Origin of the sequence: Exiguobacterium sibiricum 7-3, assembly GCF_000620865.1 — a bacterium.
Lineage (GTDB): Bacteria > Bacillota > Bacilli > Exiguobacteriales > Exiguobacteriaceae > Exiguobacterium_A > Exiguobacterium_A sibiricum_A.
The window spans coordinates 1,468,782-1,488,104 of record NZ_KK211190.1; the positions used below are offsets into that span (position 1 = coordinate 1,468,782).

Consider the following 19,323-nt stretch of genomic DNA (forward strand, 5'->3'; position numbering starts at 1 on the left):
CAAAACGTCCTGTACGAAATCGAGACAACCAACTCCCTGTCGGAAGGAAGTTCACTGCAACTGAGAGCGAATTTGGAACTTTCGATTTGTTCCTGGAATTAGGTTGACATAATAGTGTTATTGTATTTTAGATGTTGAAAGGGGATGTTTTCTCGTTTGCATCGAGTTGAATGATTACCCGTCCCGATGATTTTCGTTGCAACTGAGAGCTCCCTGTCTGACAATTTAACGTTGCGTGAAATAACTATTTCACGCAAACTAGTGTACCGTCTACCAACGTTTGGTATAGTAGTAACAGAGAGGGGATAGAATGATGAGTTTGTTTAAAAACCTAGGAAAAACCGTAAAAACGATACCCCTTCCCGCCCATACGATTGATCTTCCGGGATATGTCCGGATGCCGGATTTCATCCGGTCCTATATCGACCATTTGGCGTCGAAAAATTTCTCGAAGGCGACGATGCGGCGGTATGTCTACGATTTTGATTCATTTTTCCAGTTCGTTGCGGAAGCGTCGGGAGAAGCGATTCAGGCGCGGGATATCACGCAGGAAGCGTTTCTTGAAATTGACGGGTCCGGGATTGCCGCTTATGCGGAATACTTAGCTTTAACGAAGCAAAATGCCCCAAGTGTCATCAACCGGAAACTGTCAGCACTTCAATCCCTGTTCCGGCATTTGATCGATATCGGTGTTTTGTCTGACAATCCTGTCGCAAAAATCAATCGTCCGAAACAGGCGAAGCGGGATCCGGTTTACTTAACGAAACGCGAATGGGACGAACTGATGCAGCTGTTGCCATCAAACGTCGAGATGAATGCCCGGGAAGCTGCGCATTATGAGCGGGATCGTGTTCGGGACGTCACCTTGTTCCAGTTGCTCGGGTACAGCGGGATGCGGCTCAGTGAAATGACACAATTGACGTGGAGTGCCGTCGATTTCCACGAAGGGACGATTCGGGTCATTGGGAAAGGTAACAAGGAACGGGTCATTCCGCTCGCGAAACCGGTCCGGGTCGCCTTACGGAAATACGCCGCGCATTACAGTCTGACGATGCGAGGAGCAGAACCGATTTTTCAGAAACAAGGCAAAGCGCTCAGTCCCCGGGCGGTCCAACATATCTTAAAGCGCCACGTCGACCGTCTGCGTCCTGTTTTGCCGTTTTTGGAGCGGAAACAGATCACGCCGCATAAATTACGGCATACATTCGCGACGCGCCTGGCGACCGGCGGGGTCGATGTCTTGACGATTCAACAGTTGCTCGGACACGAGTCGGTTGCGACGACGCAGGTTTATGCTCATATCGGTGATCAAGAGAAAAAACGGGCAATTGAATTATTTGATAGTGAACGATAATTGTATTATGTCACCTACATCCTAAGGGAAGGAGCAACGGGATGAATTATGGACTAAGTGAACGAAAAATTAAACAAATGTCGGATACCTATGCTTTCCGTCGCGGCAAACGCTATGTCGCCGCTAAAAAAGTCACGCTGCGAAACTACCAATCCGGCGACTTGCTCGTCGAAGCCGCTGTTCAAGGCGAAGACCTGTTCACCGTCACCGTCCGTGTCAAGGAACACGGCGTGGATGCCGGCTGCAACTGTCCGTCACTTGCGATGGATCAATCATTTTGCGGACATATCGTCGCCGTATTGCTAGCGATGCATCATGTGCAAGTCTACGGCACACCTGCCGGAAACCGTCCGCTGATCCGTCCGTTTGCGACGACGCGTCAGACCGAAGATGCCGCGGTGACGGCTTATTTGCAAACATTAAGTAAAACGGAACGGGCAAAAATCCGGTTTGATGTCAGCGGTTCGGCGATTGTGATGGAAAGTATCACGGCGCAACAACGTTTTATCATCAGTCCGATGTATTTTGACCGACTTTTGCAAAGGCGTGAGCACCTACGGAATCTTGCCGATGTCTGGCTCAGTCCCCCGCTCAAACAACGGCTCGTCAGCGGTCCGCCGACGGTCGAGCTGGCGCTGGACCGGGAAGCTGGTGGACTTGAACTGCTCGTGACGTTTAGCTATCAGGGGGTTCGGATCAATCCATTGCAAGAAACAGATTGGCTCGGACGCGATGTATCGCTCGAAGGAGCCGTCCTCCGCTACGTGACGGAGAGTGGGTTTTTGGAGCGGAACGGTCGCTATCGGTTAGAGGGAGAGGCGGCGGAATATCAATTTCTGAAAGGTTTGCTCGATCCCCGCGTCGTTTACGGTGAACTCGTCGTCCAAGTGACGGAGAGTATCCGGCAATCCTTACCGAACGGACCGTTCCATCCGCGAATCGATGTCGACACGACGGACCGCCTGGATTGGTTAACCTTCCGCTTTTCCATGGACGGGATTCCGGAAATGGAACTGAAACGGGTCCTGGAGTCACTCGTCACCCGGAAAACGTATCACCGCTTAAAGAGTGGTCAGTTCGTTTCCTTTGAAACACGGGCCTTTCAGCAATTGCAACGACTGTTCCGGCAACTCGAAGCCGCGGAACAGGATCAACTCGACGCGGTGCTCCGGATGCCGGCTCTGCCGAACCTCAAACATCTTGTCGGTGCCTCCTTCTTGCATGTCCATAAACAATTAACGGAACGGTGGCTCGAGCTGAAAAATGGAACAGGTGTCTACCTGAACTTCCCGGAAGTACTCGACCGCCACTTGTATCCGTATCAGCGGGCAGGCATCCAGTTCATGGCGAATCTTGCCGGACATGACGGGCACGGCATTTTGGCGGATGAGATGGGACTCGGGAAGACGATCCAGGCGATTGGTTATCTCGAGACGCTTCCTTCGGGTCGGATCTTGATCGTCGCCCCGGCTTCCCTGCTCCATAACTGGCAAGCGGAATTGACGCGATTTGCCCCGACGAGAACGGTCCATCTGTTGACCGGAGCGCGGAAGCACCGGCTAAACCAAATCGAGACAGTACCAGCGGACGGGATTTTTCTGATTTCCTACCCGTCGTTACGGGCCGACATGGAGGCACACCAGACCGTCGAATACGACGTCGTCATTTTCGATGAGGCACAACACCTGAAGAATCCAGCGTCACAAACCGCTGTCCGCTTGCGCCGTCTTCGGGCGAAACGTCGGTTTGCCTTGACCGGAACGCCGCTTGAAAACCGGACCGATGATCTCTGGTCGATTTTCCGGGTCATCTTCCCCTCCTTGCTGCCGGACTTACAGACGTTTCAAACGTGGTCGCATGACGAGATCAAACGATTCATCCGACCGTTTCTGATGCGCCGGACCAAAGGCGAGGTGTTGCAGGATTTACCGAAGAAGCGGATTGTTCACCATTATACAGACCTTGGTCCGACACAGAAAAAGCTTTATGCGTCCTACTTATCTAAACTGCAACTGGAAACGTTGCGTCATTTGGATGAAACGAAACGCGAGGACCGGATCAAGTTGCTCGCCGGTTTGACCCGCTTACGGCAGATTTGCTGTGATCCGGCGTTGTTTGTCGAAGATTATACAGGCGAATCTACAAAACTCGAACGTCTGCTGGCGTTAATCGAGGAAAAATTAGCTGCCGGACACCGGATCCTGATTTTTTCCCAGTATACGAAGATGCTGGCCCGGATTCGGGAACGACTGGCAGCACGACAACGTGCCCACTTTCTACTGACCGGTGAGACACCGATCGAAGATCGGGTCGCACTGTGTGACCGGTTTAATGCCGGTGAAGTCGATCTCTTCCTGATTTCCTTGAAGGCCGGCGGGACCGGTCTGAATCTGGCGACGGCAGATACCGTCATTTTATACGACAGCTGGTGGAATCCGGCCGTCGAGCAACAAGCGGCTGACAGGGCTCATCGATTGGGACAGCAGTCGCCGGTCGAAGTGATCAAGCTGTTGATGACCGGGACGATCGAGGAAAAGATGGCGGAATTACAAGATCGAAAAGCAATGATGATTGATGACGTCTTATCGGACCGCCAACTAGATATAGTGACAATTCAGGAACTCGTTCATTTGTTGGAAGCAAAGGAAGAGAATTGGTAGTTCTTGATTTACTGCTTGGTTATTTTGCTGGAAGTATCACCAACGTGACACTTTGAAAAATATATCAGCCTTACAGATTAGCACAAGTCAAATCCGGAATCATTAGACCCCACAATGCCCAGCACATCTGTGGAATGCGACTTTTTTATTCGTCTATCTGTTTGATGCCGAAGTGATTCTGATCGTCTTTCGAACGTGCGGCACACTTCTAATGGTAAATCTCATTAAAAAAAATAAAAACAATAGTCCATCATGGATGATATGGAGGAATAAAAATGAAAATTGAATGGTACACAATAGCTTCTATCCTATTCCTATTGGCTTTCATGTTGTATACAATTTATCGCTATTTTGTAAGTAGAGATATCTATAATGAACAACGTATTGGCTATCGGAAAATTTATTATGTGTATATGCTGACTGTCGGTTCACTTTTTTGGGGATTCAAAGTGTTTCCAGCCGAAGACTTAGCAACTCTAGGTGCATTTTTAGTCGGAGTCATCGTCATGGACTTATTCATCTTTCAAACCCCGGACATCACAAAATTCATGGCGAATGAGTTTAAACATGATGGTGGTCTCGTCAATCAATTGAGAGAAACTGAAGATTCAAGTATCCGTATGAGTCAACAATTGCAGTTTGTAAACAGCTATATGCCAAAGCGTAAACAGGACTTGGTATTCGGAGAGAATTTTGACCTTAGTGAAGAAAAATTTCTTTTCAGTACTCAAAGCATTGTTAAACAATATGGAGATACATTCGGTCTTAATGTTATTCAATTTTCGTTAAGGAGAAGTTCAGAAGACGAATTAGAGCCTCAACAAGAGCCTCAGCAAGAACTTCAACAAGAGCCTCAGCAAGAACTTCAACAAGAGCCTCAGCAAGAACTTCAACAAGAGCCTCAACAAGAGCCCCAACCCATTCAAGAGCTAAATGAAGAGATTCTAAAAGACATCGTTGATTACCTTTACAAGGCGTTCGATCTGAACAGTAACATTTTAGGTATGAAAAAGAAGACCTTGGTAAAAAAACTAAAAGATCAAGAAAGTGTGGAATTTTTTAAGAAAAAGCAAGGAGCTGTCATATTCCCATATCGTGGAGAATATACAGATGTCGCCTATTACGTCTACCCTAAGATAGAGGATGATTCTGAAAAAAGAGTAAATGCTACAGGATACGATGCACTTTTGTTAATTAACATGCTTCATGCTTTTGATTTGTACGTTAAGAGCAAAGAGAAAGAGTGGGAGTCGTTTGCTGAGAATGAGCAGGAAGTGGAATAGAATTTCTGATTAAATTCTTCATTAAAAGACATAAAATAGACAAGCAACGGGAATTGATTAGTAATTCGGCCGTATGTTAAGCTAAGTTAAAGAAAAGGAGGTGTGGCATATGGCTAAGGCTCAAGGTACTATCATCATTACTGAAGCAGATGGCTCTCGTGTAGTTGTAGAAGCACGAAGTGGAAAAGTAGTAGGAAAGGTTGTTGGACATAAAATGCTCAAAAGCCGAAATATTCGAGACCGGGAAACCAAAGTAGATATGACCCGCTCCATCAACCGGATGAAAGATGACAATAGACAAGCAGTGTACAATTCAATCAGCAGATAAGCATTACAATCTTCGAAATAAAGTATGTGTTTCTTTTCGTCGAAGACCTGACGCCGGTGGGTATCAGGTCTTTTTGAGTTCATTCATATCTTCAAATTATGTTCATCGTCCCCATCTTCATATGACTATATTTTCAGAACATGGAAAATCCTTTACGATTAAACTTTTCATAGCAATCGTAGTGGACGCGGAAGCAATTTGTAAAATGAATCACCTCACTTTCACTGAGGTGATTCAGCAACATCGACCGTGTAGAAGCTGTCGTCGCGTTGATCGCTTTCATGGTTAAAATAAGTATTTGATGTGTAAGTAAAATAGTCTCATTATGATGGAAATTGTTAAAAATATCCTTTTTTACTTGAAGAAATAAAAGTCAGTTAGATGTCATCTTATTAGCGTATTTAACAGAAATTCGTTTACTCAACGTCCGACGGGAATAGCTAAATAGTAGAAAATTCATGCAACTGATGATATTTTTAAGGATATGATAACAAATTGAACATGTTTATATCAGTGGGACTACACGGGAAGCCAAATTGCATATCCAGTTTGAATTCATGCCATTACACCAACCCTGGAATTGATACGTAGTTCGTACTGAAGCTGATGTCTTACAATCACTCCGTTCCAGTGAAGTCTCACCTATATGAAAGTGAATATCTCGTTCTGAATCACTGGCTTCAAATCTACACGATGCGGCAAATCGAGGGTCTTACTCTTATTATTGCCCGGCAAAATCAACGAATCACTAAAAAATGAAGGACCTTCAATCCGTTGTCCCTCAACGGGTTGGAAGGTCTTTCGACAATTAAATGTATCGAAAAAGGTTTTAACTTTTAAAAATCGGGGGTATATCTATATTAGCGCCGTACAACACGGTCGCTTTTCAATTATTGTTTCTCAATATCAGCGTAATGACCTGGGAGAGAAATGCTACTTACTCACTTCGTTTTTCATTTCTGAATGAAATCCAGTTGAACTAGCATTTAGCGCATGAATTTCTGTTGGAACTTATTGTTCCACTCCTACATTCATTACCTTTTGAGGGCTATACCAAATTCAAGGGGGAAATGAACATGTCAGTAACATTAAAAGTAGAAGAACGCGAAGTACGCCCACGCTCACTTAGAAAGCAATTACGTCATGAAGGAAAAGCTCTTGGTGTCGTGTATGGCTACAAAGTGGAAAGCACACCGATTTCATTCGATGAAAAAGAATTGGTCAAGGTTGTCCGTGATCATGGCGAAAACGTCTTGGTTGCTCTTCAAATCGGCGGTAAAAAGGTCAACACGTTGATCAACAAGCTTGATATGGATATCTTTACACCAACGATTAAACACGTTGAATTCATCGCTGTTAAAATGGATGAAGAAACAGAAGTCGAAACGGATATCGTCCTCGTCGGCGAAGCAGCCGGTGCGAAACTTGGCGGATTCCTTTCACAAACACTCTTTAAAGTAACAGTTGCCGCAACACCAGATAAATTACCGGAACGGATCGAAGTTGATGTAACGGATCTTGCAATCGGAGATTCAATTACAGTAGCTGATCTTCCGGAAGAAAAAGATTTCCGTGTCGTCACAGAAGGTGACATCCAAGTTGCAGCAGTCGTTGAATCGACACTTGAAGCTGAACTTGAAGAAATCGAAGAAGCAGAAGCTGAGGCACAAGCAGCTGATGCGGATACAGCGACAGACGATTCAGAACAAACTTCTGAAGAGCAAGCTGAAGAAAACAAAGAAGATAAAGAGTAATCTTTTCTCCCCTCCCCTCGTGGGAGGTTTTTTTATGCATATTGACAAGTCACGGCGACAGCCGTACAGTGAAGAAGGTACACATCATTGACACATCCACTAGGGGAGCCAGTTGGCTGAGACGATTCACTTCGGACCCTTTGAACCTGATCTAGTTCATACTAGCGTAGGAAAGTGGAGCGGAATCCTCGTGCTCTTTTTCTGCATCTTGCAGGTTACACGACCGCTCTCTTTTCATAGAGGGCGGTCTTTTTTGTGGTTTCTTTGTGGATGTGCATTTAAAGGAGTAGTGATTATGAACAGTTGGAAAATGAAAGAAATCATCGTCATGATGATGCTCGCCGTCGCGTGTGGTGTCCTCTACTTAGGGTGGTCGACGTTATGGTTACCGATCTCGGCCATCTTCGGACCGGTCGGATCAAACTGGATGTTCGGCATCTGGGTCATTGCCAGTCCCCTAGTCGCCTACATCATTCAAAAACCAGGCGCGGCATTGATTGCAGAAGTCGTCGCTGCTGCCGTCGAATTGTTTACAGGGAGTCACTTCGGCTTATCGGCACTGTTGATTGGATTTGCACAGGGAATCGGGGCCGAGATTGCCTTTGCCGTGTTCGGATACCGGACGTTTAATACGTTCACCTTGATGTTGTCCGGTGTCTTTGCCGCCGTCGGAAGTATGGTCTACAGCCTCATCGTAAATGGATTTGCCTATTATACGACGACGACACTGCTGTTGACGTTTTCTCTGCAACTCATCAGCGGAGCATTGCTCGGCGGATTGCTCGCAAAAATAATCGTCGACGCGCTCGTTAAAACCGGGACACTGAACGGTTATGCGGTCGGACGGCAACGAAAGCAGCGTGCCGCATGATGCAGTGCGAGCACCTGTCCGTCCGTTATCCGGATCAGGATTCCGCGGTCTTACACGACTTGTCGATCACGATCCAAAAAGGAGAAACGACCTTGCTCGTCGGTCCGAGCGGCAGCGGCAAGACGACCTTTTTACACGTTCTTGCCGGTCTGTTGCCGGACACGATTGAAGCAGATGTCACCGGTCACTGGTTGACCGAGGGAACGGTCGGGATTTTGTTCCAACAACCGGACGATCAGTTTTGTATGCAGACGGTCGGCGCGGAAATCGCCTTTAGTCTCGAGAATCGGCAGATTGCCCGCAGTGAGATGGAGGAACGCATCCAGTTGCTGTTGGCGCGGGTCGGACTTGATCTTGCCTTGACGACACCGATTGCCGAACTGTCCGGCGGGATGAAACAACGGCTTGCTCTAGCCTGTGTGTTGGCACTTGAACCAGACATCCTGTTACTCGACGAACCGACGGCACAACTCGACCTGAGTGGTCAACGGACGATGATGCATCTGATTGAAGAATTGCATCACGATCCCGACTTGACGCTCGTTCTGATCGAACATCAGCTCGATCAGTGCGTGACGTTTGCCGACCGGGTAATCGTCTTTGAAGGTGGTCGCTTATTGCTTGATGGCACACCGTATGACGTGTTTCATCAACAGCGGGATGTGATGACGGCGCTTGGAATTGCGATGCCGCTCCTCTACCCCTACGGACTTGAGACTTTACCGGAGCTGTCCGGACAAGCCTGTCATCTGAAGAAACGCCCGGTTGAACGTCGAGCGGTTGGAACGGAGCGGACATTTGAGCTGACGCGGGTCCGTGTCAAACGGGGGGAACGGACGATTCTTAACGATTTTTCATGGACGACCTTTTCCGGTCAATGGATCATGCTCGTCGGACGCAACGGGGCTGGAAAAAGCACGGTCCTTGAGACACTGGCAAAATTACTTCCATCTAAAGGCGATATCCGCTTGTTTGACACCCCGCTTCGGAAATGGTCGGACCGGACGTATTACCAACAAGTCGGCTTTGTTTTTCAGCAACCGGACTTCCAGTTTCTTAAACAGACAGTCGCCGACGAACTTGCCATCAGCTGTGCTACCTTTGATCCGGAACGGGTCCAGACGGCTTTGCGTCACTATCGACTGACCGATGTCGCGGATCAGTCTCCCCTCGCGCTCAGTCTCGGACAAAAAAGACGGTTGAGTGTCGCGACGATGTTACTGGAACGAAAAGCTGTCCTATTGCTCGACGAACCGACCTTTGGACAAGACGCTGAGACGACGGCACACATCATCGACGTGCTGCATCAAGCCCGGGAGGCAGGAACGACCGTGATCATGGTGACGCACGACATGGAGCTGGTCCACCGTTACGCCGACCGTGTTGTCGTCATCGGCGAGGCGTGTGTCCAGTTTGACGGGACGCCGCTGGAGCTGTTTCAGGAAGAAGCACTTTTGGAACAAAACCAACTGTTCCGTCCGGTATCGTTTCTGTATCAACAACTCGAGGAGGTGAAACACCGTGCAGGAAAACGACACACTGCTCGCGCGTATTAATCCGGCGGTCAAGCTCGGAACGCTTCTCTATGTGATGATGTTGCTGATTACGACGTCGAGTCTGCACGTGACGCTTGCCTTATCAGTACTTGCTGCCGTAGGGGTCTGCAGTTCCGGTTGGCGTTTGCCGGTGCTCCTTCTGCGTTTGGTTCCCTATGGTCTCTTGTTTTTATTGACGTTTTGGATGATGGCGGCGTTTGGCAAAGGCAGCACCGAACTTTGGACGTTCGGCTGGTTTCGGATTACGGAAGAAAGTCTTGATCATGCCTGGTTGATTGCGACCCGGATGCTCGCTTTTGTCTTCCTGAGCTTAACGTTCGTCGCGACGACGGACGCGACACGGTTCGTCATGAGTCTGATTCATCAATGTCATCTGCCGGTTCGCCTGGCCTACGGTTTTTTAGCCGGTCTTCGCTTTATTCCGATCTTTCGGCAAGCGATCCGGACCATTCGTCAAGCCCGGCGTGTCCGCCAGCAACGGTCGATTTGGCCCTGGCAAACGTTTTTTGACATCAGTCTGCCGCTCTTTACGACGAGCATCATCCGGTCGGAACAGATTGCGATTGCGATGGAAGCCCGTCAATTTCGGATCGACCGGACCTATTATGTCGAACCGGTCGTGACGCGATGGGATATTGTCTTTCTGTTGCTGACTACCACACTCGCGACGTCACTTCGTTTGTTCATCTGAAGGTAAACGATTACAGCACCCCCTATAAGGGAATAAACGTTTCAGATGCAGCGAATTTTAAAAAAGTGGGTGAACGTCGTGAAGCGAATTGTCTTAGTCGGCGCAGGACATGCGCATTTAGAATGTATCAAACAGGGGATTCATCCGGATGTTGACTGGATGGTCATCAGTCCATCCCGTTATCAGTATTATTCCGGGATGTTTTCCGGACTGGCGGACGGGACCTATAGACTCGACGAGACACGGATCGATGTCAAAGCGTTATGTGAACGGCATGGTAAGGGGTGGGTGGAGGGCCGGGTCAGTCGAATTGACGCGACAACTAAGCAAATCATCTGTCAGTCCGGGCAGGTCGTACCGTATGATATCGTGTCATTTAATATCGGTTCGAACGATTGGGAAGCAAGCACGCCAATCCGCGTCACGATCAAACCGAACTATCGGGTGGAAGACGCGTTCCGGACATTCCGAAATGCCGTCTCCCCTGTCATCATCGGCAGTGGTGCGGCAGCCGTCGAGATGGCGGCGTCATTTCAATCAAACGGTACCCCGGTCACATTGGTTCATGAAGAACCGTTGCTCAGCGGTCATCCGGCTGGCCCGGAACTGGCCGCGCGACTCGATCGGTTGGGCGTCAACCGAATCGTGGACCGGTTCGAAAAGCTGGACGGTAAAACGGCGCGCTTGCGGTCCGGGCGTTCGCTCGAGACGGATGCTGTTCTGTTTTTAGGAGGCGCAACGGCGCATGAGTTGTTTCAGGTATCCGGTCTGTATTGTGATGACCGCGGTTTTTTACTGGTGCACGAGACGTTGCAATCACTTGAAGATCCGTCCATTTTTGCCGTCGGCGACTGTTCGACACTGCTTGCCTATCCGGAAACGCCAAAAAACGGTGTGACGGCGGTGCGCCAGGCGCCGCTGTTGGTTCAGAATTTGATCCGGTTCGTGAACGAAGAACCGTTACGGACATTTCGACCGCAACGGTATTATTTGACGCTTCTTGCGCTTGGTCATCACCAAGCTACCTTGCTGTACGGACGATTTTACCAAACGAACCGGCTCAGTTGGTATTTTAAGCAATGGATTGACCGGCGGTTTGTGAAGAAATATATGGTCTGAATCAACAGGCAGAAAGATGAATCGTTCATCTGTTCTGCCTGTTTTCGTTGAGCGAGTATATTTTTTAAAAAAAGGAAGATGACCTTGTGAATATGGTAATATAATGGATAATTCATTAGAGGAGGAATCATCATCAAAAATAGATTACGGATTCTCGCTCTCCTTTCGAGCATTGTGTTAACCGGTTGCGGACAAGAACGCTTGCTGAATCTTCAGCCTGTCCCTTCCTACTGGTCCGCGCATTCTTTTGCTTCCAACGAATACTCGGATCAGGAAGTCCCCGTTCAACAAAAGAATCAATTCTTGCAGACCTGTCTGCAGAAAAAAACGGTGTCCCTTCCAAAATCGTACCGGACGCTGCAGTCATTCGGGATATTTTTCACGTTAAATGATCTGGAAATAGCGCCGTTTCCGACCGAAATCGTGTATTTGGCACAAGGCGATCAGATGTACCTAGCATGCCGCTCGCCGAAGACACAGGAGTTGCGTGTCCATCCGGTGAAAGCATCGGAGCATCCATGGGTTCGTTTGACGGAGAATCCCGATCAAATCGCGCTTCAAGCACCCGTTTCCGTCCCGCTGACAGAAGAACAACAGGACCAGCATGTCTCCGTCAATCAGGCAATGAGCGCTGACAATGAATTTGCTAAGGATCTGAAGCCATTCCATATGTTTCAACTGCCGATGGCGGGACAACTGTTGTTCGTCATGACAGAGTCCGGTCAAGAGCACATCATTCGAAACATTCCGCTGTCGTCCCTTCACCAGCAGGGCGAGTTTTATCTCGTGAGCCGCCGTCAGATTGACGGATCGACGTCCCGCTCCTTAACCTTTTCGCGTGATGGTTGGGACATGGCGGATCGACAAATCATGACAGCCGACAAATTCACCCGGATTAAAACGAAGCAGCATTCTTTACCGAAAACGTTACCGGTCAATCAAACCGTACCCTTCGTAACCCTTCAAGGCATAAAAAAAGAACGGGTAGCAGAAGAGAAGATACTGTCCATTCGTTATCAGCCGGTTTACCGTCCAGTGAAGGAATATCAAATCGAAGATGAACCGACGCGCGGAGTGACTGCTTACTTCCATCCCACAATGAGAGCGTTTGAAAAAGCGAAATTAAGTGAGATGGTCATCCTGCCGAATAAGCTGTCCCGGGCGATTACCGAAGAGTTAAAGGCTGTGACGTTGGAAGAACCACAAGGAACGCGTAGCCCTTTTTCGTATATGACGTTGCTTGAATACGGTAACACCCAAACGTTTAACGTGTATCTGAAAAAACGTGCCAACAAAACTGATCTTTACTTGCAAGATCAACGAACAAAAAAAAGCGCCAGATTGTCAGGTGAGTTGGCACGGCAAGTCAGTGAAAAATTAGCCGAACCTTAATCCGAAATGATCCAGGTATTATCCCTTTCGAAATCTGATAGTTGTATTTAAAAGGGTGTACACCCCAAAAAAGAGATCAAGGGGACAGATTCCAAATCTGTCCCCTTGATCTTCATAAAAACGGACTTTTGGTGTCCGCCTCTTGTGTGTCCAATAATCAGACCGTTTGACCTGATTTTAAATAAGAGACCAGTGTTTCCGTAAACTTCTCACGTTCGTCGAGGAACATCCCGTGTCCACTCTCTTCAAAAACTTCGAGACGTGAACCGCTGATGTTTTCATGCATGACTTCAGCAAACTCGAACGGACAGACTTGATCTTTTTTACCGTGCATGATGAGTGTATCGACCGAAATCTTCGGCAGACCGTCCCGTAAGTCTTCGTCCCGTAAGGCAATCGCCGACTGGATCGTACCGTGGGATGAAGCATCGACACTCAAATTATGGAACCATTGCTGGAGCGGTTCCGGATGCTCTTTCGCAAAAAAGATTTCCCCGAATCCTTTTAACATCGATGGACGGTCCTGTTTCGTGTCCTCAATCAAGGCATCGACTTCCTCTTTCTTCATGCCGTACGGATAACCGTCGCGTTGCGTGAAGACCGGTGCAGCCGCCCCTGCTAGGATCAGTTTTGAGACGTTTGACTCTCCGTGGTTCAAGAGGTATTTTAAAGCGATTCCGCCGCCCATCGAGAAACCGAGCAACGTGACGTTCGTTAATTTCAATTGCTGAATTACTTCGTTGATATCCGACGCCATCGTCGTATAGTCATATCCGGTCGCCGGCGCATCCGATTTACCGTAGCCGCGGTAATCGACGCCGATATAACGGTAGCCTTCTTCGAGCAGACGGTTTTTCTGATATTCGAACATGTTATTGTTTGCCGGCCATCCGTGGAGCATGACGACCGGTTGTCCTGAACCGATATCTTCCACATAAATCTTCGTTCCGTCAACTGCCTGAATAAATGTACCCATCTGTAAAAACCCCCGTTATTTTAATTGATGTAACTTCCGTGCACAATTAGAAGATACCCGGTTATAACAGGAAACTAACATCTTAACTTTAAACTGTTTTCGCAAAGTCTGTCGTTTTTGAAAGGTTTATTGATTTATTTTTAAAATAACACATAATGGAAATAGGTATTATTCAACTAACAGGGCGGGATTGATGAATGGAAATATGCGGAAAAGGCGGTAGGTTCTATGGAGATAAAAACTAAACGATGTACTGTACGTCGGTTTGAAAAAGAAAATCTTGATGATTTTATGCAATATAGAAATGATGAAAACTGGATGCAGTTTCAAGGATTCAAAGGATTGACCAAGCAAATGTATGCTAAAGAATTACTTAGCGAACCCTCTCTTTTAAAAGGTGTACAACTTGCTATAATCAACAATACAACTAATCGATTGATTGGTGATATTTATTTAAAAAGGGATCATTGCACTTTTTGGGTGGGATACACTATAAGTCCTTTTCACGCTAAGCAAGGCTATGCATATGAAGTACTTGCCGCAATTGTAGCCTGGGTCAAGCAAAAAGGTTGTGTCAGAATAAATGCGAGTGTGTCACCTGAAAATCTTCCTTCAATCAACTTACTTAAAAAGCTTAAATTTACTTTTCTATCTTCAGATGAAGGAGAACATATATATATATTGGATTTACAAAAGATGTGAACTAATTCTCAATAATCAATTCGCGTGAAAAACGATAAAAATATATATGCCGATTCTTTTAGCGATTTCAGACAATGTATAACCTCCCACCATCATCTCCATACACTTTGCCCATGTATCAGGACATCCGGACCCTGAAAATGGCATGTTGGTCATATCGTTAAAGGTTTTATTGCAACCCTTACAGAGATAGCGTTGACGCTTTTTATATTTCCCGTTTCTTTTGATTGCTGTGCTGCCGCAGTGGACGCAAGTCATCACGCCGTCAACACCTCACTAGATTATACCAACTCTCTATTTTCAGATTTGAATTTTATTGGAAGTAAAAGGGTGTCCCCATGGTAAAATATTGTTAAAAGAAGGAAGGAGCGATTACTATTAAAAAATCTGTACTCGCAATCAGTTTTGCCAGCAGCCTGTTCCTGACGGGATGCGGGACAGAATCCTTATTACAGTTAGAACGCAATCCGAATTACTGGGAAGCTGTAAACTTTTCGGATGAATTATTTGAACCAGTACCAAAACAACAGTCAGCCTACCTCTTAAAAACATGCGAAAACACAAAAAAGACGGCTCCCCTGCCGAAGCGATACCGAACGCTTGGTGAATATGGACTTTACTTTAACTTACAACAAATCGGCACCTATACCCCACCGATTGAATTGCAATACATCGCAACAGGAGATACGTACTACTTAACGTGTCGTTCACCGAAAACGAATCGGCTGACGGCGCACCTGATTCAATTAAAAAAGCATCCTTGGCTGAAACCAACTTCAGGTCAAGAACGTACACCGATCACAGAACCGGCTTTAACCGTCCGTACATATAACAAGGCAGCAAAACGGAAGGAAGAGGTTCTAGGTGTATCAAAGAACGTGCAGCGTCTGTCAATCGAGTTTCCGGTGACCGGGCAGATCGTGTTCTTGGAACAAGAAGAAGACGGACAACAGAAACCCCTTTTTGGATTACCGGCATCGTTTTCCTATCCGGAAATTGAACTGTCATTTGAAAAGACGACGGATGGGCTGCCGTCTATGACCTATGCACTTGTAATCAAGTCAGACCAGTACTTTAATCAAGAAGACATCGTAAACAGAATGGGCAAACAATCCATTGAGTTGACCTATCACCCGCTTCCTGACGCCTTACCGGTGAACAAGACGATTCCGTACGTGACCTTCCAATCAAAAGACACGGAAAAGCCGCTGAATAAGACGATTTCTCTGCGTTATGAGACAACAGTAAAAGATATTCGTGTCCGCGGCTTTAACGGGATTGGAAATGATAACAAGGAAATCCATGGATTTCTGCATCCGAACGACGCTGCACTAAAAGACGGAAACTTCCGGCAATTATCGCTGTTACCGGACAAGCTTGCCAAGCAGGTTTCGAACGATTTAAAGGAAGTAACGCTTGAAAAAAACCAAGGGAAACAGGCGGGTATCCGGTATATGACGTTGATTCAAAACGGGAAAAGCCAATCGTTTGAACTGTACGTAAAAGCACGCGCCAACAAGACCGATATCTATGTCAAAGATACGAAAACGAAAAAAACAGCGAAACTGTCCGGTGAAGTCGCAGCCGACCTCCTGACAGAAGTGGAGGAATAACCATGCGTCAACTGATTCCAGTAGTGCTTGGAGCCGTCCTGTTGAGCGGATGCAGTCCGGAGGCAAAACCGATCGAATACACCTACTTACCGGAAGTGTATGATACGTTGAACCTGACTGACTTCAAGAAAGATGATCCGAAGCTTGGTGTTCTCATTAAACAGGTGTGCGCGACGAAACCGGTTGCCGCACCGAAAGAGTATGCAATCGGCAAACAGTATTTCGTTAATCTCGTCAGTCAGTTTCCGGAATCGATGGGCGAGCAGGCCGTCTATCTGAAAACCAAACAGGGTGGTTTTTTGTATTGCCATGATTATGTGTCAAAACCAGGTTATCACAAATTGACACGAAAACAGGACCGTTTTTCATCCAAACACCTGGTCACTCCTAAAAATCAGGTGGAGTTTCAGAAGTTATCTTCCAACTTCGAAGAAAGTGTCCGTCTCTCCGGCAGATCCTTGATGAAATCCGCGCGACAGCTTACGGTCCCGACAACCGGCTATCTCGTCGTCCGGGCAACAAATGAACAAACGAAGCAGACGGTCGTCACGAACATCATGGAACTGACACCGTTTGTCGGACCCGTCCCGCTTGTCCTCGAATCAAATATTCAGATTCAAGAACCGTATGAGGTCCAGCTGAACCTGATGGGACAAATCCGTTATCGCGCGTCGATCCATTCGTCGAAAGAGCGAAGTACGATCCAGTTCAAGCAGGCACCGCATACAGACGGCACTTACGGTACGGTCACGGTCAAAGAAAAAACCGGAAAGACGACCCGCTACAAGCTGACCGTCAAGCACGAACAACAACTTCCGCCTAATCTTGACGTGCCGCCGGACGAACTGTACGACGCGGACTATTCTTTACCGCGTTTCGCCCTGTTCCATGACCGGCCGCTCGGAAAGTTGAAATTTGTGAAGGGCGATTTAGACATGGCGGAGCCGCTCTCACCCGAAGCCTACATCGAGACGTCACTCGAAGAATCAAAACGGTTGGTCCGATTGATTGAGGACAGTGAAGAGGCAGAGCCAAAAGGACGATTGGCCGAGCGGCAGTACTTGACGTTGATGAAGGACGAAAAAGCACAACAGTTCAAGATTTATCTCGACCGGCGGATCAAAAAAACCGATGTCTATCTCGAAGATGTCCACCGGAAGATCAGTTTTAAGTTGCCTGCAGAAGGGCGCGATTTGCTGCTTGATACCTATCAGGTCAAATGATTTAACTAAATCAGATGTTCGACGAGGAAAATGACCGCACAAAACAAGATAAAGGCGATTCCTTCCTGCAACCACTCTCCGCGCGTCAGCCGCTCCCGTAAAAAGGACGCGCAGGCAATCAGCAGGGCAAAAAAGTACAGGTAGACAAAACCGCCGGACAGGAAAAAACCGATGATGAACATCATGCCGAACAAAACTGTCAAACCGGAAACGATGCCTTTACGTGTCGCCATCTTCCGTCACCTCTCGAGGTTCAATTTTAATTCTTTTACCCGCTTTCCGAATCATCCATTCCAGACAAAAACCGTCTCTTCCCCATTCATGGGAAAAGACGGTTTTGCTTAAGCGTGGGTATGATCGGCGACGACGGCATATTCCGTGACAGCGTTTGACAGGACAAGCGGTTTGACTTCCGATGTTCCTTCATCCCGTTTCTTATGGACACCTTTATAGGCCTGGCTCGCCTGCCAGGCATGGAAATGCTCCTGTTTGTCCCACGTCGTCATGATCGTGACGACATCATGCTCATCCTGACTGAGATCCACTAAGACCTGCATCCGGACAAATCCTTCCATCTGCTCAATTCCTTTTGTCGTCTGAAAACGTGCCGCGACTTGATCGGCTTTCCCGTTTTGTACACGCAGTTGATTCATGACAATCCACATACTATGTCCCCCTCTGTCTTAACTATCCCTAGTATACCGAACGCAAGACGGCTCTTCCCAGTCCGGAGACTTCAGTCAAGCGTATTCGACAATCGGCGCAACTGTTCGTTGCCCTGTGCATCGACAGCATGAATATCAAAAAAGAGCGACCGGGGAAAGGCTTCCGGCAAGGCTTGAATCGTATGGAAACTGTCCTTTTTCCGGACATCCAGCGTCCGTTTGATGTCTTTCAGCGGTACGTTCCGTTCCTGTTTCCCGTCGTAAGTCGCTTTATACGGATCAAATGTCAACCGGTTCAGGTTTTGGGAACGGTTTTCTCCGTAAACGGCCAAATAACGTTTTTGCTCGACTTCCAGTAACCGTCCTTCAAACCAGTCGTTTGGTTGCGGCGCTTGGCGGATCAGGCGGACGATCCGATAGGTCGAGTCCGTTTGTTGCAACACGAGTAACAGATGCGCTTTTTCCGTTTTGACGAATGCAATCGTATGGCTGTCACCGAGCGGTTCGATCCAGTACACCTGTTTGGTCGAGAACGGAACCTTCGCCGGATACTGATTCATGACATCGATCAGCGTTTGAGGCGTCACGCCATAAGCAGCAATCTGTGCCGTTTGTTTCAGTGAGGAGAGCAATCCGCCAGCGAGACAAATCATAGCCAAGAACAACCAAATCCGTTTCTTCATGCCGAACCTGAAGACGTAATAAAGTGTTTGACGAGTGTGTAGTGCGAGAATCCGGGTGGATAGTCCGCGATCACGCCGACTGTCTCATATCCGTATTTTTGATAGAAGTCATACGCCTGAAAAGAAAACGTCGTCACAAGAACGCGGTTAACCCCGGATTGACGCGCTAACGTTTCGATTCGGTGTAACAGTTGACTGCCGAGACCTTGCGCACGTAAGCTGTCCGGTAGATAAAGAAATTCAATCTCAAGCCAACCCCAATAGATTTCCCCATAGATTCCTCCGACAATCTGTTCTTCCTCGAATACCATCACATGGACGGGATATACCGCAGCATGGCGTTTTTTGGCATGGTGCGGGGATTGTTCATTATTATACATCCGAATTTTTTCTTGCAGAAACGTTTTGTAGGGAGCGGATTCTTCCGTCCCTTCCCGAATAGTTAGCATCCGC

18 protein-coding genes, 1 pseudogene and 1 riboswitch are annotated in these 19,323 nt (G+C 47.5%); of the genes and pseudogenes, 13 read left to right on the forward strand and 6 right to left on the reverse strand.

Annotated features, from left to right (window positions below):
- Positions 1 to 313 precede the first annotated feature (313 nt).
- From P402_RS0108405 to P402_RS0108450, 10 genes are all read left to right on the forward strand, one after another.
- A complete protein-coding gene (locus P402_RS0108405; protein ID WP_235188842.1) occupies positions 314 to 1,354 on the forward strand; it encodes a tyrosine-type recombinase/integrase in 1,041 nt (346 codons plus the stop codon).
- 41 nt (positions 1,355 to 1,395) lie between these two features.
- Entirely contained in the window at positions 1,396 to 4,014 is a 2,619-nt protein-coding gene (locus P402_RS0108410; protein ID WP_026828267.1) for a DEAD/DEAH box helicase, read from the forward strand.
- 275 nt (positions 4,015 to 4,289) lie between these two features.
- The gene (locus P402_RS0108415) at positions 4,290 to 5,297 is read left to right on the forward strand and encodes a type II toxin-antitoxin system SpoIISA family toxin (RefSeq protein ID WP_026828268.1); all 1,008 of its coding nucleotides are present in this window, start codon (positions 4,290 to 4,292) and stop codon (positions 5,295 to 5,297) included.
- 109 nt (positions 5,298 to 5,406) lie between these two features.
- A complete protein-coding gene (locus P402_RS0108420) occupies positions 5,407 to 5,625 on the forward strand; it encodes a hypothetical protein (protein WP_026828269.1) in 219 nt (72 codons plus the stop codon).
- A 1,076-nt stretch (positions 5,626 to 6,701) separates the two neighbouring features.
- On the forward strand, positions 6,702 to 7,379 hold the full coding sequence (locus tag P402_RS0108425) for a 50S ribosomal protein L25/general stress protein Ctc (RefSeq protein WP_026828270.1): 678 nt from the start codon (positions 6,702 to 6,704) through the stop codon (positions 7,377 to 7,379).
- Positions 7,380 to 7,470: 91 nt separating this feature from the next.
- Positions 7,471 to 7,569: riboswitch (TPP riboswitch) on the forward strand.
- 105 nt (positions 7,570 to 7,674) lie between these two features.
- Complete coding sequence (locus tag P402_RS0108430; protein ID WP_026828271.1) at positions 7,675 to 8,250, forward strand: ECF transporter S component; 576 nt, start codon at positions 7,675 to 7,677, stop codon at positions 8,248 to 8,250.
- Positions 8,247 to 9,806, forward strand: a complete 1,560-nt coding sequence (locus tag P402_RS16360) for an ABC transporter ATP-binding protein (protein WP_235188843.1) — start codon at positions 8,247 to 8,249, stop codon at positions 9,804 to 9,806. The genes P402_RS0108430 and P402_RS16360 overlap by 4 nt, the downstream gene beginning before the upstream one ends.
- The gene (locus tag P402_RS0108440) at positions 9,772 to 10,497 is read left to right on the forward strand and encodes an energy-coupling factor transporter transmembrane component T family protein (RefSeq protein WP_026828272.1); all 726 of its coding nucleotides are present in this window, start codon (positions 9,772 to 9,774) and stop codon (positions 10,495 to 10,497) included. Before P402_RS16360 ends, P402_RS0108440 begins: the two co-directional genes overlap by 35 nt.
- A 78-nt stretch (positions 10,498 to 10,575) precedes the next feature.
- A complete protein-coding gene (locus P402_RS0108445; RefSeq protein ID WP_026828273.1) occupies positions 10,576 to 11,616 on the forward strand; it encodes an NAD(P)/FAD-dependent oxidoreductase in 1,041 nt (346 codons plus the stop codon).
- 174 nt (positions 11,617 to 11,790) lie between these two features.
- Positions 11,791 to 13,008: a hypothetical protein gene (locus P402_RS0108450; protein WP_152538826.1), complete on the forward strand. Its 1,218-nt coding sequence runs from the start codon at positions 11,791 to 11,793 to the stop codon at positions 13,006 to 13,008.
- Positions 13,009 to 13,165: 157 nt separating this feature from the next.
- Here the strand turns inward: P402_RS0108450 and P402_RS0108455 are convergent, their stop codons facing one another.
- A complete protein-coding gene (locus P402_RS0108455) occupies positions 13,166 to 13,984 on the reverse strand; it encodes an alpha/beta fold hydrolase (protein WP_026828275.1) in 819 nt (272 codons plus the stop codon).
- 228 nt (positions 13,985 to 14,212) lie between these two features.
- On the opposite strand from P402_RS0108455, the gene P402_RS0108460 reads away from it, so the two are divergent.
- Positions 14,213 to 14,686 (forward strand): GNAT family N-acetyltransferase, encoded by a 474-nt coding sequence (locus P402_RS0108460; protein ID WP_026828276.1) that lies wholly within the window; start codon positions 14,213 to 14,215, stop codon positions 14,684 to 14,686.
- Between the two features lie 24 nt (positions 14,687 to 14,710).
- Here the strand turns inward: P402_RS0108460 and P402_RS17170 are convergent.
- Positions 14,711 to 14,944, reverse strand: a pseudogene (locus tag P402_RS17170) (transposase); the annotation flags it as partial.
- Between the two features lie 404 nt (positions 14,945 to 15,348).
- On the opposite strand from P402_RS17170, the gene P402_RS0108465 reads away from it, so the two are divergent.
- Positions 15,349 to 16,299: a hypothetical protein gene (locus P402_RS0108465; RefSeq protein ID WP_235188844.1), complete on the forward strand. Its 951-nt coding sequence runs from the start codon at positions 15,349 to 15,351 to the stop codon at positions 16,297 to 16,299.
- A gap of 2 nt (positions 16,300 to 16,301) precedes the next feature.
- The gene (locus P402_RS0108470) at positions 16,302 to 17,522 is read left to right on the forward strand and encodes a hypothetical protein (protein WP_026828278.1); all 1,221 of its coding nucleotides are present in this window, start codon (positions 16,302 to 16,304) and stop codon (positions 17,520 to 17,522) included.
- A gap of 5 nt (positions 17,523 to 17,527) precedes the next feature.
- Here P402_RS0108470 and P402_RS0108475 read toward each other — a convergent pair whose 3' ends face one another.
- The 4 genes from P402_RS0108475 to P402_RS0108490 form a co-directional block, all read right to left on the reverse strand.
- Complete coding sequence (locus tag P402_RS0108475) at positions 17,528 to 17,755, reverse strand: hypothetical protein (protein ID WP_026828279.1); 228 nt, start codon at positions 17,753 to 17,755, stop codon at positions 17,528 to 17,530.
- A 108-nt stretch (positions 17,756 to 17,863) separates the two neighbouring features.
- Complete coding sequence (locus P402_RS0108480; RefSeq protein WP_026828280.1) at positions 17,864 to 18,187, reverse strand: antibiotic biosynthesis monooxygenase; 324 nt, start codon at positions 18,185 to 18,187, stop codon at positions 17,864 to 17,866.
- 71 nt (positions 18,188 to 18,258) lie between these two features.
- Positions 18,259 to 18,870: a hypothetical protein gene (locus P402_RS0108485; RefSeq protein WP_026828281.1), complete on the reverse strand. Its 612-nt coding sequence runs from the start codon at positions 18,868 to 18,870 to the stop codon at positions 18,259 to 18,261.
- The gene (locus P402_RS0108490) at positions 18,867 to 19,319 is read right to left on the reverse strand and encodes a GNAT family N-acetyltransferase (protein WP_026828282.1); all 453 of its coding nucleotides are present in this window, start codon (positions 19,317 to 19,319) and stop codon (positions 18,867 to 18,869) included. The genes P402_RS0108485 and P402_RS0108490 overlap by 4 nt, the downstream gene beginning before the upstream one ends.
- Positions 19,320 to 19,323: the final 4 nt, after the last annotated feature.